We start from the raw sequence: 15855 nt of genomic DNA on the forward strand, positions 1-15855 counted from the left end.
TAACAAGCTTAGAAGAAAATTATATCACGTATTACAATTAATAAAAAGTTATTACTATTGATAACTTTTTATTATCATTATATCTATCTGTAAAAAGTATTTCAAAATTAGGTTTAAATTGTAAAAAAATAGACAAACATTTCAACTATTAAAAGTTGAAACGTTTGTCTTTAAATCCTTTTACTGATTATTAAACATTTAATTTAGTTTTTTATTAATACCGTCTAGTCATTCCGATATGAGTCTTTTTCTTATTCGCTTGTTTTTTTCTATAAGCTTCTATTCTTATTTGTTTACCGGTAATAAGTAATAAACCTAAAGCGATACTTAAACTAATCATAGATGAACCACCAAAACTGATAAATGGTAATGGCACCCCTGTTAAAGGAATTGTACCTGAAATACCACCTAAATTAACGAAAGTTTGACTTCCTATATAACTAGCTACACCAACACATACGAGTTTATAAAAATAAGAATTTGTCTTATTAGCTAACTCAAAGGCTCTATAGACGATAAAGAATAGTAAACAAATGACTACAAGGCCACCTACTAAACCTAATTCTTCACATATAATAGAAAAAATAAAATCTGTATGTGGTTCAGGCAAATAACCTAATTTCATGATACTGTTGCCTAGGCCTCTACCTAGCAAGCCACCATTCCCGATGGCAATTAGGGAATTAGAAATATGATACCCCGTACCTGATTCTTGGCTAAATGGATTTGTTAACGTACTAAATCTCGCTGTTAAGTAATCTGGTACTAAACCAATAATTAAGAAGAGCGAGCCAATAATAACGACACCTACTATAATTAACAGACCGTATTTAATGGACTTTTGGACACCAATACCAGCATAGAAAAGTATTGAAACGAATATAATCATAATCAATAACGTTTGTCCGACATCGCGCTGTAACAGCACTAATGCGATACACAATCCTGCTAAAATAATTGGTGAAGTCATTAATTTTGGCTGTTTAAATACTTTTGGTCGTTTCTTTTCAATCATGTAAGGAATATATAAGATGATTGCAATTTTCAACAATTCAGAAGCTTGTAAATTCATAAAACCTAAATTAATCCAACTTTTGGAACCATTGATATTACTACCAACAACTAGTGTTGCAGCAAGTAAAATAATGATGCCAATCATCATCCATTTTTGAAATCTAATTGTTTCTAATAATTTAACATTCATGAAGAATGCCATGAAAAATACTATAACTAAACTCATTATCACGTACATTAATTGTCTTGTATAAAAGTACGTACCTGGTACGGATATGCCACCTGTCAACGATCCTTTTGTAGCAGCAACCATACTTGCACTATATACCATAACCAAACCAATTAGACATAATAATAAATATGTAACTACGAGTGGATAATCGATATATTTGGCATTTTTACTTATATATCGAAAAAACCGTTTTATGTTATTCATATGACATATCATCCAATTCTAATTTTTAATATTCTATTTGTTAATTCGATAACTGTATTTAATAAAAGTGATTTGAATCATCCGTAATCCTTTTACGGTAATCGTTTGATAAAAATAAATTTTACTTTTAACATTATATCAAACATTGTAACAATTTCTCGAGCAAATATAACACTAATAATCATTATTTTATTTTATTTTATTGTTGAGTTATTTTTTTAAAGCACGACAAAAGTGGCTAAGAAATGATCAACAAATGATTGATGTCCCAGCCACTTTCACAATACTTATGTAGTTTTAAATAATAAATTCCTATATAAGTTTATATATCAATTTTGGAATCTTATGTTTCCAGAAATAAATCTACCTACTGTAACCAAATTAAACATTAGTAAATGCATCATGCAATTTAGAAAGTTCTTTTTCTAAACGAAGCATTAAATCTTTGCCCACTTCTCTGTCAACTAAACCAAGTTGTACAGCAAAATCCACTTCTTTTTGTAATCCAAACATTTGTGTATCAAGTACTTCTTCATATAATGGGCATTGAGGTAATGTAAGATTATCCATTTGTACTTTAATAAGTTGGAGAATCCTATCAGCATCTTTATTCAATTGGTCATATGCCGCATTGTTAATTTTTTGATTTTTTTCCAAGACATACTCCCCCTATCAATTGTAACTTTATAAGAAGAGTGTATCTTACTAAATAGTAAAAAGCAAGTGAATTCAAGAATATACGTTACTGTCTAATTTGTGATAATATTAATAGTAACGATAATTTAATTTACTCTTATTTATAATCAATGTGCCTTTATACAGGCCATTACTTGAAAACGGTTTAATGATTTTTATTTTTTAGCTCTGCTAAACTTGAATTAAATGTAACATAGATAAGTGTTTTGTTCACAAAAAAGTCATTTTTATCACTAAAATTTTTTCAATAAAATGATTATAGATATTTGTAATTTATGCCAATAGGAGTGGGATTATGATTCAAATTAAGGGTGAAGTTAAATTTCCAATTACGCTAGATAGTACGACTTGGATTTTTGATGACAGAAAAGTACAAATTGAAGATTTAGAACAAGGCGTTTTTGACGGCACAAAGCCAATCAATTTTGACGATAATCGCGAATGGAATAGAGCCATTCTAGAAGGTCAAACGAATCCGCCAACTCTAAATTCAGAAATTAAATATAAAAGACGCGCAGTATTAGAAAAATCTTTTGTTATCAATATGACACCATTTTTCAAAAATGCTGAACCTCATGATAATGCAACCACAATACGTTTGTTTAATGATAATGAGTCAATTGAAATACCAATCGACTTGTTACCTTACCTCTTTTTCCAATTCGCCAAAGATGGTAAAAGATTATATGAGGATTATTCTGTTGATAGCTTTGTTTATATTCCTGAAGAAGGATATTCTTATCAGTTTCAATATGTTACTGGTATAGAGGTGATCTAGTTATGAAGAAAGTGAAATGTATCATTTGTGATACGGAAGTGTTCATAGATCAAAATACATTAGAAGCCAAAAGATTACGTAACGATCCAATGCATACGTTTATGTGTGATGAATGTAAAAGTAGACTTGATACACCAAAACAACGTAATCAAGATACAACGTATAATCATCGTTAAACAGTTAAATATGTATTAAAACGTTTCTTAAAATTTGATAATAATATACTAACAACCCAATAAAGCATCCGTGACATAAATGTCTCTAATTAATAAGGCACCTCATTTTTAAATTATTTAATGGTAATTTTAAAATGAGGTGCCTTTATTTTTTGAATATTAATATACGTATTTTGAATCATAACATAACTTGCTGGCGCCCAGAGCAATAGTAAGCGTGTGAGACTATAAGCTCGTCTATCTTACAAGCCTGAGATGGTTAAAATAATAATATTTTAAATATAAAGAAGACTCATCCTTAATACGAATGAGTCCTCTTATATTGAAATTAAAATGTTTTAGAAAAAAACGTTTTATTATTCATCTTCTTGCATTAATTGTTTAATACGTTTCGCTTCTTTTTCACGTGCATTTTTCTCTAATACTGTTTTTCTAATACGGATGTTTTCTGGCGTAGCTTCTACAAGTTCATCGTCATTAATAAATTGTAAAGCTTCTTCAAGTGTTAACGTTCTTGGACGTTTCATTGTAACTGTTTGGTCTTTATTAGAAGAACGTACGTTAGTTTGGTTTTTCTCTTTCGTTACATTAACTGTTAAGTCATTTTCACGGTTATGTTCACCAACAACCATACCTTCATAAACTTCAGTACCTGGTTCCATAAAGTTTACACCACGGTCTTCTAAGCCCATAAGTGCATATGAACTTGCTTTACCTTGATCTAATGATACTAATGCGCCATTTCTTCTACCACCGATACGGCCTTTAACACGTGGTTTAAATTCTTCAAATGTATGGTTAATAATACCATAACCACGTGTTTGAGACATAAATTCAGTAGTATAACCGATTAATCCACGCGCTGGTACCATAAAGATAATACGTGTTAAGCCATTGTCTGTAGTGACCATGTCTAACATTTCACCTTTACGTTGTCCTAATGATTCAATCACAGCACCTGTATATTCTTGTGGTACTTCACATTGTACACGTTCAAATGGCTCACATTGTACGCCATCAATTTCTCTTAAGATAACTTGTGGTTTAGAAACTTGTAATTCGAAACCTTCACGTCTCATATTTTCAATTAATATAGATAAGTGTAATTCACCACGACCTGCAACAATCCATTTATCTGGAGATTCAGTTTGTGTAACTTTTAAAGAAACGTCTGTTTCTAATTGTTGATCTAAACGTTCTTGAATTTGACGTGAAGTCACGTAATCACCTTCACGACCTGCGAATGGAGAATTGTTTACTCTGAAAGTCATTTCTAGTGTTGGTTCATCAATTCTTAATACTGGTAATGCCTCTTGGTTATCAGTTGGCGTTACTGTTTCACCAACGTTAATATCTTCCATTCCTGATACAGCAATTAGGTCCCCAGCATATGCTTCATTAACTTCTTCACGTTTCAAACCGAAGAAACCAAAGATTTTTGTTACACGGAAGTTTTTAATTGATCCGTCTAATTTAATCAATGATACATTGTCACCGACACGCATTGTTCCTCTAAATACACGACCAACACCAATACGTCCTAAATAGTCACTATAGTCTAATAGTGCTGTTTGGAATTGAAGTGGCTCATCTCTATTATCTACAGGAGCTGGTACATAATCAATGATTGTTTCATACAATGATTGCATGTTTTCATCTTGTTTTTCTGGATCTAAACTTGCAGTACCATTCACTGCTGAAGCATATACAACTGGGAAATCAAGTTGTTCATCGTTTGCTTCTAATTCAATAAATAAGTCTAAAACTTCATCAACTACACCTTCAGGTCTAGCTTCTGGTTTGTCAATTTTATTTACAACTACAACTGGTTTCAAGTTTTGTTCTAATGCTTTTTTCAAAACAAAGCGTGTTTGAGGCATTGTACCTTCATATGCATCTACTACTAAAACAACACCATCAACCATTTTCATGATACGTTCTACTTCTCCACCGAAGTCAGCATGTCCTGGTGTATCTAATATATTAATTCGATTATCTTTGTAATTTACTGCTGTATTTTTCGCAAGGATAGTGATACCACGTTCTCTTTCAATATCATTTGAATCCATTGCTCTTTCGTCTACGTGCTCATTCTCACGGAAAATTCCTGATTGTTTTAACAATTCGTCTACAAGTGTCGTTTTACCATGGTCAACGTGAGCAATGATAGCTATATTACGAACATCTTCTCTTATTTTAGTCATTTTTATACAATTTCCTTTCTCGAGTAAATTCCCACTTTTCTTTGCAACTTTTTTATTATATCATATAATTGGTTAAAGAAAACTATAAAGGTGTGGTAGGGATGCAACAAAAAAAATCAAAAGCAATATTTTGGGTACTCGCTGTGGTTGCTATAATATTTTTACTTTTATTTAGCTTCAGTTTAGCTGCTACAAATGTTCCATTCATGATTTTAACATTTATATTATTCATTGCAACATTTGGTTACGGTTTCACGTTAAAGAAGAAATATCGTGAAAATGATTGGCTATAATTTCATGTTGATTTAACATATATTCATAAATACGTCTCACTCTTCTAAGTAGGAGTGAGACGCTTTTTTATTTTTAAAAATCGATTTAGCTAATCATTTTTAGCTTTTAATTTTTGCTGTAATAATTGAACTATTTCATAATTTTTTTTGAAATGGTTATCTATTAACTCTGAATGTAAATCCTTATTTGCCATTATAATCGAACTCGGTTCATATATGGATAAGGGTTCTCCTAATAAGTTTGTGCCGACGCCCCCCACTTCATTTAAGATAATCAAACCACCTGCAAAATCCCATGGTTGTAATCTAGGTGTCATATATGCACCTAATTTACCAGTTGCCACGTGTATGATTTCTAACGCTGCAGAACCATAGGCACGCGCGCTCCTTGCTTCATTTACGATGGGTTTAAACATTTCACCTAAGCGTGGTTTAGTTAGCCAATTGGGATTGATACCAATAATACTCGTTTTTAGTTGTGTGGAAGAAATTGCTGGTAACAAATTACCGTTTTCATATGCGCCTTCACCCGTTTTAGCATGATATAATACATCGTTCATAACGTCATAAACAAAGCCAGCATATGGTTTCCCATCATTATAGATACCGATTGAAATTGCAAAATTTTCTTGCTGATGTACAAAATTCAACGTACCATCAATTGGATCGATAACCCAAACTACCCCTGCCTCGTCTTTCAGCTCATGTCCATGTCCTTCTTCACCTATAACTAAATGATTCGGGTATGTTTGCTTGATGTTATCAAAAAGATATTTCTCCGTAGCTTTATCCACATTCGTCACTAGATCATTAGGATTTGATTTTGTCTCAATCTTAATGTCTTGTTTCATTATTTTTTTTACATTGATTCCTGCTTCTAATATAAGGCCTTTTGCAAATTCATAAACAGTCATTGTATCAGCTCCTTGTTCACTATTTATTATACATTAGTTAATACTTAAAAAGATATTAGCCAACAATTTATTAAATACTTCAATAATCAAGCATTAAATTTCATCTAAGTATGATTTATCTATTATAATTACCCTTTTTACTCGTTGTATACACGCACTAGATATCACTTATTCAGTATCATAAGGGTATAGAGCAAAGCAAATGTTTCAATGTTTATATTATGCTACAATACAAACGTATAGAATGATTATAGGAGGACCAAATGACTAAATATACATTTAAACCTAAGAATTTTAAAGCATTCACTGTTGATGGTCTTGATGCAAGAATGGAAGCACTCAACGAACGCGTTAGACCACAATTAAATCATTTGGGTGACTACTTCGCACAATACTTGGAAACTGCTACTGGCGAAATTTTCTATCCACATGTTGCTAAACATGCACGTAGAAGTGTCAATCCACCCAAAGATACTTGGGTCGCTTTTGCAACAAATAATCGTGGTTATAAAATGCAACCACATTTTCAAATAGGCCTTTTTGAAAATCAATTGTTCGTTATGTATGGTGTGATGCATGAAGCCAAGGATAAAGCGCAACAAGTACAAGCTTTTGTAGATCAATTCGATGCATTGAGAAATTTACCCTCAGATTATAGCGTGAGTTTAGACCATATGAGTCAAGAAAAAACGTATATCCACAATATGACTGACGAAGATTTATTCAAAGCGTTTAGGCGCGTTAAAGAAGTGAAAAAAGGTGAATTTTTCGTTGCTCGTACTTTGTCACCAAATTCAGAACACCTTAAAAATGATAAAGCTTTCCTATCTTTCTTAGAAGAAACGTTTGAACAACTGTTAAAATTTTATAAATAAAAACAACTGACCTATACGATTCTAATGTCACCTTCATAAATGAGTTATATAACTCATTTATGAAGGTACGACAATGTATGAGGTCAGTTGTTTTTTTGCGTTATCACGCTATTTATTAACACAGATTTAAATCATGATATTTTGTATGTTGCCTAATGATACTTAATAAATATAAGGGTCATTATCTTTCTTCTGTTTCATTTCACGATCTGGATCCATGTCCTCAGTTCGATTGGCATTATGCGTATCATTAGCGTTATCGTTTGAAACAATACCTTTGTGATGGTCAAAGCGCTTATCCTTTTTGACGAATAACATGATACCAACAATAAACCACAAAATGAGCGCAACAAAATTCCCGGAAAATATACTAGTGATTGCTGCAATTATAAAAACACAAGCAGCCAACACACGATTTCCTTTGATAATAAAAGTTCCCAATATACCAAGTATCGTAGAAATAATTAATAAAACGCCTTGAAACATAATAGATGTTTTAAATGTTTCCATCGACATTTCTAGTCCTTGTTGCTGATTCATTTGATGAAATGCCTCTTTAAATTCTGGTACATTCATAAATGAAAAGACTAGAACCATTAATAATAGAAACAGTATACTAAGACCATTTGCAATCCACGCCATGATACGTTCAGGTTTCCTATTCATCGACTTCCTCCTTAGATTATACTTTCCTCTATCATATCAAAATTGCATTTAATTAAAAATCATCTCGTATAATGATCAAACTAATTAATCAATAGCCCCTATTCAAAATTTAATGTAGCCAAGAAATTTATTCTCTATGTATTTTTAGGTTGACCTAATAATTATTTTGGAGTAATCTATAAAATGTTAATAAATTAATATGGAGGTGGGGGTATTGAAAAATCATGTTCAAACCCATAATAAGAGTTTAGATGAAATTAATAATACGGTTTCCATCAATACTCATGGCAAATTTAGCCAAAAATTATTTTCATTTTTAGGGCCAGGTTTATTAGTCGCTGTTGGCTATATGGATCCAGGTAATTGGATTACTTCTATGCAAGGTGGCGCGCAGTTTGGATACATTTTGCTATTCGTGATTTTACTTTCTAGTCTGTCAGCAATGTTATTACAAAGTATGACAATAAGGTTAGGAATATCAACAGGTATGGACTTAGCTCAGGCTACTAAACACTATTTAAATAAACCCGTTGCATTTGTATTTTGGATCATTGCTGAGTTAGCAATTATCGCGACAGATATAGCAGAAGTTATAGGTAGTGCCATTGCCTTAGATTTATTATTTGGTATTCCGCTTCTTGTAGGCGCGTTAATCACAGTATTTGATGTTTTCTTATTACTATTTATTATGCGCTTTGGTTTTAGAAAAATCGAAGCAATTGTGGGAACACTTATATTCACAGTACTTGTTATTTTTGTTTTCGAGGTATTTATTGCATCACCTCACGTTACTGAAGTATTAAATGGTTTTGTTCCGAGTTCAACAATTATTACAGATAATGGTGCACTCTTTATTGCATTAGGTATTATCGGAGCGACAATTATGCCGCACAACTTATATTTACATTCATCAATCGTTCAATCACGTATGTATGATCGCAATAGCATACAATCAAAAGCACACGCAATCAAATATGCAACAATGGACTCAAATATACAATTATCAATTGCATTCATCGTGAATTGTTTATTACTAGTATTAGGGGCAGCGCTTTTCTTTGGTGTAAATACAGAGCAATTAGGTGGATTCTATGATTTATATAATGCATTACAGAATCAACCATTATTAGGCGCGTCGTTAGGTGCAATTATGAGTACTTTATTTGCAATCGCACTGCTTGCGTCAGGTCAAAATTCTACAATAACTGGAACAATGGCAGGTCAAATCGTCATGGAAGGTTTTATAAATTTAAAAATACCAAATTGGTTACGAAGATTGATTACACGTTTAATTGCGATATTACCTATCATTATCTGTTTAATCGTCTTTAATAGTAATGAAGCAAAAATGGAACAATTATTAGTATTTTCACAAGTATTTTTAAGTTTAGCTTTACCATTTTCACTCATTCCACTTCAATTATCAACGAATGACAAACGTTTAATGGGACAATTTAAAAATAAATTATGGGTAAATATCATATCATGGTGTTTAATCATTATACTTAGCATTCTAAATATTTACCTAATTATTCAAACATTCCAAGAGTTATAATATATAGCATTATTGTATATAACTAAAATGAATATTTTATGTAAAAGATAAACATAAAAAAGATGAGCGAGGTACACTTTATGTCCTCGCTCATCTTTTTTATTAAGCATCGTCTCTTATTACGATTTATCTTGTTGATCTTTTTCAGTTTCATGAGACGTCATCTTTTTGCGTTCTTCAAAATTTTGTCTGCGTTGACTAACTGCGCTCGGCTGTTGTTTGCGTCTTTCTTTTTCGCGTTTCTTACGTTCTTTCTTCTCTTGCTTAACACGCATTTTTTCTTCAGCTTTTTCTTGTTTTAATCGCGCCGCTTCTTCGGCCTCAGCTTGTTGTCGACGTTGTTGTTCTTCATACTCAGCTTGTTGACGACGTTGCTCCGCTTCATGTTCTTCTTGTCTACGTTGTGCTGCAGCTGCTTCATCTTCTTGGTTATGCTTAGATACGTATTCACCAGATTCATCATACACATCACTCACATTACCAAAATCATCTTCCACATTTTGCGCATCTGCTTGCGTCTCATTTTGTTTTTTCTGCTTATAGTTGTATTTTTCTTGTCTTGATAGAACTTGAGGTTCCTCTTCAGTCGCATCATTTTTACCATTTACTTTATTAGCAACTTCAGATGAATAGCCCCCTCTTCTTAACGAATCATCATTAGTAGGTTGTTCAACATCAGCAGTTTGTTGTTTCTCATAATATTGAGGTTGTGGTTCTGGTTCTGACGGTTGATCATAATCAGAATAATGACCTCTATAACCTTCAGTATAATATGCAGGTACTGTTTCTACTTTGTCTTTTCGAGCAAACATCATGATTGCAACGATTAAAAATAGAATTGGTATGATAAGTGGTACAAATAATAATACGAGCGGTAATGTTATAACCGTAGCCAATAAAAATAAGAACCCTGATAAGATTCTAATATTCATAGATATCAGTGCTAAGAATGATAACAGTAAACATACGATAAAGTATACAATGACTGCCCATACACCATTTTGTAGCCAAATAACAAATTGTGTCGTATTCAAACTATTATTTGCTAGAATTTGTTGAACAAAGTCATTACCATTTAGCGTTGTTTCTAAATTTTGTATTGATGTTTCACTACTAAAAGATACTAGTGCAATAAACATCGTAATTACGGTTAGTAGTAATAAGAATACCCAACTTAACCAACCTAATACTTTTTCTGCTAGTCGACTCACTGGTCGTCTAACTTGAGTATATTGCTCTCCTGACATATTTTTACAACTCCTTATATTGCTTGTCAAACTATTATAGCGAATTAATGGCAAAATAACTACTAACTACGCCTTATTTCAAGGAGATTTTAAAATTTAAAAATCGCTCATTATATTCGCTTAATGTTTCTTTACCTAAATCTTTATAAACTTCCAGTCTGTTTTGGTCTTGCTGTGTAGGATAAAAACGCTTATCATTTTTAACTTCATCTGGTAATTTCTCTCTTGCTGCTTTATTAGGTGTAGCATAACCAACCCATTCAGTATTTTGCTTGCTAATTTCTTCGTCTAATAGAAAGTTCATAAATTTATAGGCGCCCGCTTTATTTTGTGCTGTCTTAGGCATCACCATATTATCGAACCAAAGATTAGATCCTTCTTTCGGTACAACATAGTTAAATTCATCACTACCTTGTACCATAGGTGCTGCTACGCCACTCCATACAACCGCAACATTTGCTTCATGTTGCTCTAACATCATCGTTATTTCATCACCTACAACACCTTTAACATTGGGTCCTAGGTGTGATAATGTTTTTTCAGCTTCTGCTAAATGTTGTGAATTTGTATCATTTAAACTGTAGCCTAATTTATTCAAGGCTAAACCTATGGCTTCTCTAGCACCATCAACCAAGAGTACATCATTGTTATACTTTTTATCATATAGTTGCTTCCAAGAATCGAAATGATCATTCGGATAAGCTTTTTTATTATAAAGAATTCCTACTGTGCCAAAGAAATAAGGAACAGAGTATCGATTACCTTGATCAAATGACATATTCATATAATCTGAATCTAAATTCTTCATATTTGGTATTTTCTCATGATTTAGCGGCAATAACAAATTCTCTTTTTTTAATTTTTGAACAGTATATTCACTTGGAAAAGCAACATCATAATTTGTGCCACCATTCCGTATTTTTGCTTCCATTGCTTCATTAGAATCAAATGTTTCATAAACTACTTCAATACCCGTTTCTTTTTGGAATTTTTTTATCAAACTAGGATCGATATACTCTCCCCAGTTATAGACATATATTTTTTCACCACTCGCAGAATGGTCTTTAGATGTGAACTTTTGACTTATAAGTAAACAAATCACGCCAACAACAATTGAAATTATAATTAATTGTAAAAATCGTTTCATTGTTGCACACCTCTTTTGCTATGTTTTTTGTGTTTTAGCGTGTTCTGAATTAAATAATAAGCTAATATACCCAGCATGATAACTAAGAATAATATAGTAGAAATCGCATTAATTTCCATACTTATTCCTTTTCTTGCCATGGCGTATACTTCTACAGATAGTACACTAAAACCATTACCAGTAACAAAGAAACTTACTGTGAAGTCATCAAGTGAATAGGTAAGCGCCATAAAAAAACCACCAATAACTGCGGGCATTAAATGAGGTAACATGACTTTGTTTAATACTTGCAATTCAGTCGCTCCAAGATCACGTGCTGCATTTAATGTATGATCATTCATTTCATATAATTTAGGCAATACAATAATCACAACAATTGGTATACAAAATGCAATGTGAGAAATGAGCACCGTTAAAAATCCTAAACCTAAACCAGTAAAATGGCCAATGGCTGTAAACATAATCAAAAACGAAGCACCAATCACTACATCAGAAGATACCATTAATACATTATTGAGCGTCAACAATGAAACTTTTAATTTTTTATTTCGCAAATGGTATAAACCAATTGCTCCCATTGTACCGATCACAGTAGCAAAAGCCGCCGCTAACAAGGCAACAGCAATCGTATTAAATATAACTGACATTAGACGATCATTACTAAACAAGGATTGATAATGTTCCAAAGTGAAATGCTCAAAATGAATCATATTCCCAGCAGAATTAAATGAATATACCATTAAAAATAAAATTGGAATATACAATATTGCAATTAATATACCAAGGTATAATTTACCGTACCATTTCATATGACTCACCCTTTTCCATTTGTAGATTTAGTATTCGTAATGATTAACACTAACGCCATAAAGAGAATCAAACATAATGCTATAGTGGAACCCATGCCGTAGTTTTGAATCACTAGAAATTGTTCCTCTATCGCAGTTCCTATGTTAATCACTTTATTTCCAGCAATTAACCTTGTTATCATAAATAACGATAATGCTGGAATAAATGTCACTTGAACCCCTGTTAACACACCTTGTTTTGTAAGTGGTAAGATGATTTTTCGGAAAGTCGTAAACGGACTAGCACCTAAATCACTAGAGGCTTGTAAAATGTTATTAGGGATGTCTTTCATACTATTGAAAATGGGTAAAATCATAAATGGTATATAAATATAACTGGCAACAAGTATAAATGCAGGTACAGTAAATAATAAATCCATTTTAGGTAAATGTAATAAATTTAACATTTGATTGATAACACCATCATGACTCAATAACCCTATAAATGCATAGGTCTTTAGAAGTAAATTAATCCAAGTTGGAATAATGAGTATCATTAACCATAAATTTTGATATTTTGAATTTCGTATAAAATAAGCAGCTGGATAACTAATGAACAATGTAATGATAGTAATGACAGCTGCAAAAATAACTGAATCCCAAATCATGCTAAAGTATTTCCACGAAAACATTTGTTTATAATTTTCAAAACTGAAATGACCCTGAATATCAAATAGTGAAAAATAAACAAGTAATAACACAGGTACAATAATAAATAATATCATCCATAATACATATGGGATAAAGAGAAATCGATTCAGTTTACGCATTGTCTTGTTCCTCGTAACTTTCAATTCGTTTATCAAATTCTTCTTCTGTCTCACCAGGAACCATAATATGAATTGCTTCAGGATCGAAGTATAAACCTACTTTACTACCTACTTCTGCTTTTTTAGTTGAATGAATCATCCATTCATAGCCTTTTCTATCAATACAATTTATTTCATAATGCACGCCTCGAAATAACATAGAATCTACAGTAACTTCAAACAGTCCACTTTTTGCATCTATCAATGAAATATCTTCAGGACGAATCACAATTTCAACTTTCTTTTGCTCAGGTATACCCATATCTACACATTCAAAATCTTGCCCATAGATATTCACTAAGTAATCTTTAACCATCTTACCTTCTACGATATTTGATTCACCGATAAAATCAGCAACAAAACGATTGACTGGTTCATCATAAATATCAATTGGCGTACCAAATTGTTGGATTTTACCATCTTTCATCACAAATATATAATCACTAAGCGCTAATGCTTCTTCTTGATCATGTGTAACAAAAATAAATGTAATGCCTAATCGAGATTGTATTTCTCTAAGTTCATACTGCATTTCAGTTCTTAATTTTAAATCCAAAGCAGATAGAGATTCATCTAACAATAAAATTTCAGGCTCATTGACAATTGCTCTTGCTATTGCAATACGTTGTTTTTGTCCACCACTAATGCCCTCTATCGTTCTTGATTCATAACCTTCCAGTTTCACTAACTTCAATGCTTCATGTACTTTTCGTTTGATTTCTGATTTAGCTAATTTTTTTAATTTTAGCCCAAAAGCGATATTGTCATAGACATTTAAGTGAGGGAATAACGCATAATCTTGGAACACAGTATTAACTTTTCTTTTATTCGCTGATAAATGATTAATTGATTTACCTTGATAAATAATGTCACCATTATCAGCTTCTTCAAAACCTGCAATTAATTTTAATATCGTTGTCTTACCACAACCTGATGGCCCTAGTAATGTATAAAAATATCCTGATTCAATATCTATATCTATTTTGTCTAATATCTGCATATCATCATACTGCTTACTTACAGATTTAAATGATAATAATGGTTCCATACGCGTGTCCTCCTATAGATATGAAGCTGTAACAACAATCATTACTTGTACTTCATCCGCTGTTTGATTTTCTAGTCTATGTATTTGGTTCGCTTTAAAATAAAGCGCGTCACCAGTTGTTGCATAATAATTTTGATTACCCAACATGAGTACTACTTCACCTTTTAAGCAATATATGAAGGTATCAGATTCAGATGGTCCAAAATTTTTATATGATGCATTCGCTCTTAAAGTTAATATCAATGGTTCCATATCAAATTCGTTTGATTGGCTGACTGGCCAGTTCAAAATATAACCTTTATCATATTCATCGTATGTGATTTGTGTTGCTTTTTTATATAATACTTTTTCAGATTTAGGTTCTTTGAAAAAATCACTCGGACTTGTGCCAAGTACTTCTAATATATTCAAAAATGTTTCCATACTTGGTGATGCATATTGACTTTCAATTTGTGAAATATAACCTTTTGAAAGATCTGTTCTTTCTGCCAATTCTTCTTGCGTTAACTTTTTTATATTTCTTAAATTTTTAATTTTCTTTCCAATTTCCATATTGTCACCTTTTCGTAATTTTCAAAATTGAATCTAATGCTATTATGTAAAATTAAAAAATCGTTATATGCTGTTTATATTTATCAAACATTTTGTTTAATGCTTAATAAAAATATCAAAATATAACGATGAAGACAATACTTATTTACTTTTTGCTGAAAATAATTTTTGATCTGGTGATGATTGAACTGCTTTCACTGCATGATAACTGCTATAGCCACTACTATTTTCAAATTCTTTAAAAATTTGTTTTTCCTCGGCTTTACCTGGAACGATTTTTTTAAATTGTTTGTAGCGATCTAACAATTTTTCTCCTTCTACACTTGATTCATAATAGGATTCTACTGCATTAAAGAAAGAAACAACTTGCATCATTTCATCATTTGACCAATCTAAATCAATGGGATATTGGTACTCCATAGATTTTAACACCCTTTCATTCAAATTATGATAAACCTCAATTTATGTTTGCTATGCTTTATGTATAAATAAAATGGAACAGTAAAAGATTTTACTTAATAAACCTGTAATCATACTATTCTATTATTTTATTAACTACTCGATATTGCTATCTATATCTATAAAAGCAAATGAGAC

At 31.7% G+C, this 15855-nt stretch carries 17 protein-coding genes; 5 read left to right on the forward strand and 12 right to left on the reverse strand.

Annotation, left to right across the window (positions count from 1 at the left end; all coding sequences use genetic code 11):
• Positions 1-214: 214 nt before the first annotated feature.
• Positions 215-1450, reverse strand: coding sequence for a cell division peptidoglycan polymerase FtsW (gene ftsW, locus ACM6UH_RS09490; RefSeq protein ID WP_011303404.1), 1236 nt, complete (start codon positions 1448-1450; stop codon positions 215-217).
• A gap of 381 nt (positions 1451-1831) precedes the next feature.
• Positions 1832-2107 (reverse strand): YlaN family protein, encoded by a 276-nt coding sequence (locus ACM6UH_RS09495; protein ID WP_002483658.1) that lies wholly within the window; start codon positions 2105-2107, stop codon positions 1832-1834.
• 334 nt (positions 2108-2441) lie between these two features.
• Here ACM6UH_RS09495 and ACM6UH_RS09500 point away from each other — a divergent pair, with 334 nt between their 5' ends.
• Positions 2442-2924 (forward strand): hypothetical protein, encoded by a 483-nt coding sequence (locus tag ACM6UH_RS09500; protein WP_002483659.1) that lies wholly within the window; start codon positions 2442-2444, stop codon positions 2922-2924.
• A 2-nt stretch (positions 2925-2926) separates the two neighbouring features.
• Positions 2927-3100 (forward strand): DUF2197 domain-containing protein, encoded by a 174-nt coding sequence (locus ACM6UH_RS09505; protein WP_011303405.1) that lies wholly within the window; start codon positions 2927-2929, stop codon positions 3098-3100.
• 356 nt (positions 3101-3456) lie between these two features.
• Here ACM6UH_RS09505 and typA read toward each other — a convergent pair whose 3' ends face one another.
• Positions 3457-5304 (reverse strand): translational GTPase TypA, encoded by a 1848-nt coding sequence (typA, locus tag ACM6UH_RS09510; RefSeq protein ID WP_002483661.1) that lies wholly within the window; start codon positions 5302-5304, stop codon positions 3457-3459.
• Positions 5305-5405: 101 nt separating this feature from the next.
• Here typA and ACM6UH_RS09515 point away from each other — a divergent pair, with 101 nt between their 5' ends.
• Entirely contained in the window at positions 5406-5597 is a 192-nt protein-coding gene (locus tag ACM6UH_RS09515; RefSeq protein ID WP_011303406.1) for a DUF5325 family protein, read from the forward strand.
• A gap of 89 nt (positions 5598-5686) precedes the next feature.
• On the opposite strand, the gene ACM6UH_RS09520 is transcribed toward ACM6UH_RS09515, so the two are convergent.
• A complete protein-coding gene (locus ACM6UH_RS09520; protein WP_002483663.1) occupies positions 5687-6511 on the reverse strand; it encodes an inositol monophosphatase family protein in 825 nt (274 codons plus the stop codon).
• Between the two features lie 263 nt (positions 6512-6774).
• On the opposite strand from ACM6UH_RS09520, the gene ACM6UH_RS09525 reads away from it, so the two are divergent.
• Positions 6775-7386, forward strand: a complete 612-nt coding sequence (locus tag ACM6UH_RS09525; protein WP_011303407.1) for a YktB family protein — start codon at positions 6775-6777, stop codon at positions 7384-7386.
• 162 nt (positions 7387-7548) lie between these two features.
• Here ACM6UH_RS09525 and ACM6UH_RS09530 read toward each other — a convergent pair whose 3' ends face one another.
• Complete coding sequence (locus tag ACM6UH_RS09530; protein WP_002483665.1) at positions 7549-8052, reverse strand: DUF4064 domain-containing protein; 504 nt, start codon at positions 8050-8052, stop codon at positions 7549-7551.
• A 199-nt stretch (positions 8053-8251) separates the two neighbouring features.
• Between ACM6UH_RS09530 and ACM6UH_RS09535 the strand changes: the two genes are divergently transcribed.
• Complete coding sequence (locus ACM6UH_RS09535; protein WP_046199698.1) at positions 8252-9607, forward strand: Nramp family divalent metal transporter; 1356 nt, start codon at positions 8252-8254, stop codon at positions 9605-9607.
• Between the two features lie 119 nt (positions 9608-9726).
• On the opposite strand, the gene auxB is transcribed toward ACM6UH_RS09535, so the two are convergent.
• The 7 genes from auxB to ACM6UH_RS09570 all read right to left on the reverse strand — a co-directional run bounded on the left by auxB (position 9727) and on the right by ACM6UH_RS09570 (position 15678).
• Positions 9727-10854: a lipoteichoic acid stability factor AuxB gene (gene auxB / locus ACM6UH_RS09540; protein WP_011303409.1), complete on the reverse strand. Its 1128-nt coding sequence runs from the start codon at positions 10852-10854 to the stop codon at positions 9727-9729.
• 73 nt (positions 10855-10927) lie between these two features.
• Positions 10928-12001 (reverse strand): ABC transporter substrate-binding protein, encoded by a 1074-nt coding sequence (locus ACM6UH_RS09545; RefSeq protein ID WP_011303410.1) that lies wholly within the window; start codon positions 11999-12001, stop codon positions 10928-10930.
• The gene (locus tag ACM6UH_RS09550; RefSeq protein WP_011303411.1) at positions 11998-12810 is read right to left on the reverse strand and encodes an ABC transporter permease; all 813 of its coding nucleotides are present in this window, start codon (positions 12808-12810) and stop codon (positions 11998-12000) included. Before ACM6UH_RS09550 ends, ACM6UH_RS09545 begins: the two co-directional genes overlap by 4 nt.
• Before the next feature lie 5 nt (positions 12811-12815).
• A complete protein-coding gene (locus ACM6UH_RS09555) occupies positions 12816-13619 on the reverse strand; it encodes an ABC transporter permease (protein ID WP_011303412.1) in 804 nt (267 codons plus the stop codon).
• The gene (locus ACM6UH_RS09560; RefSeq protein ID WP_011303413.1) at positions 13612-14706 is read right to left on the reverse strand and encodes an ABC transporter ATP-binding protein; all 1095 of its coding nucleotides are present in this window, start codon (positions 14704-14706) and stop codon (positions 13612-13614) included. The genes ACM6UH_RS09555 and ACM6UH_RS09560 overlap by 8 nt, the downstream gene beginning before the upstream one ends.
• A 12-nt stretch (positions 14707-14718) precedes the next feature.
• A complete protein-coding gene (locus ACM6UH_RS09565; RefSeq protein WP_011303414.1) occupies positions 14719-15258 on the reverse strand; it encodes a helix-turn-helix domain-containing protein in 540 nt (179 codons plus the stop codon).
• A gap of 141 nt (positions 15259-15399) precedes the next feature.
• Positions 15400-15678, reverse strand: coding sequence for a UPF0223 family protein (locus ACM6UH_RS09570; protein ID WP_002483673.1), 279 nt, complete (start codon positions 15676-15678; stop codon positions 15400-15402).
• Positions 15679-15855 lie beyond the last annotated feature (177 nt).

Origin of the sequence: Staphylococcus sp. LKG4-2, from assembly GCF_050955665.1 — a bacterium.
GTDB classification, from domain to species: Bacteria; Bacillota; Bacilli; order Staphylococcales; family Staphylococcaceae; genus Staphylococcus; species Staphylococcus saprophyticus.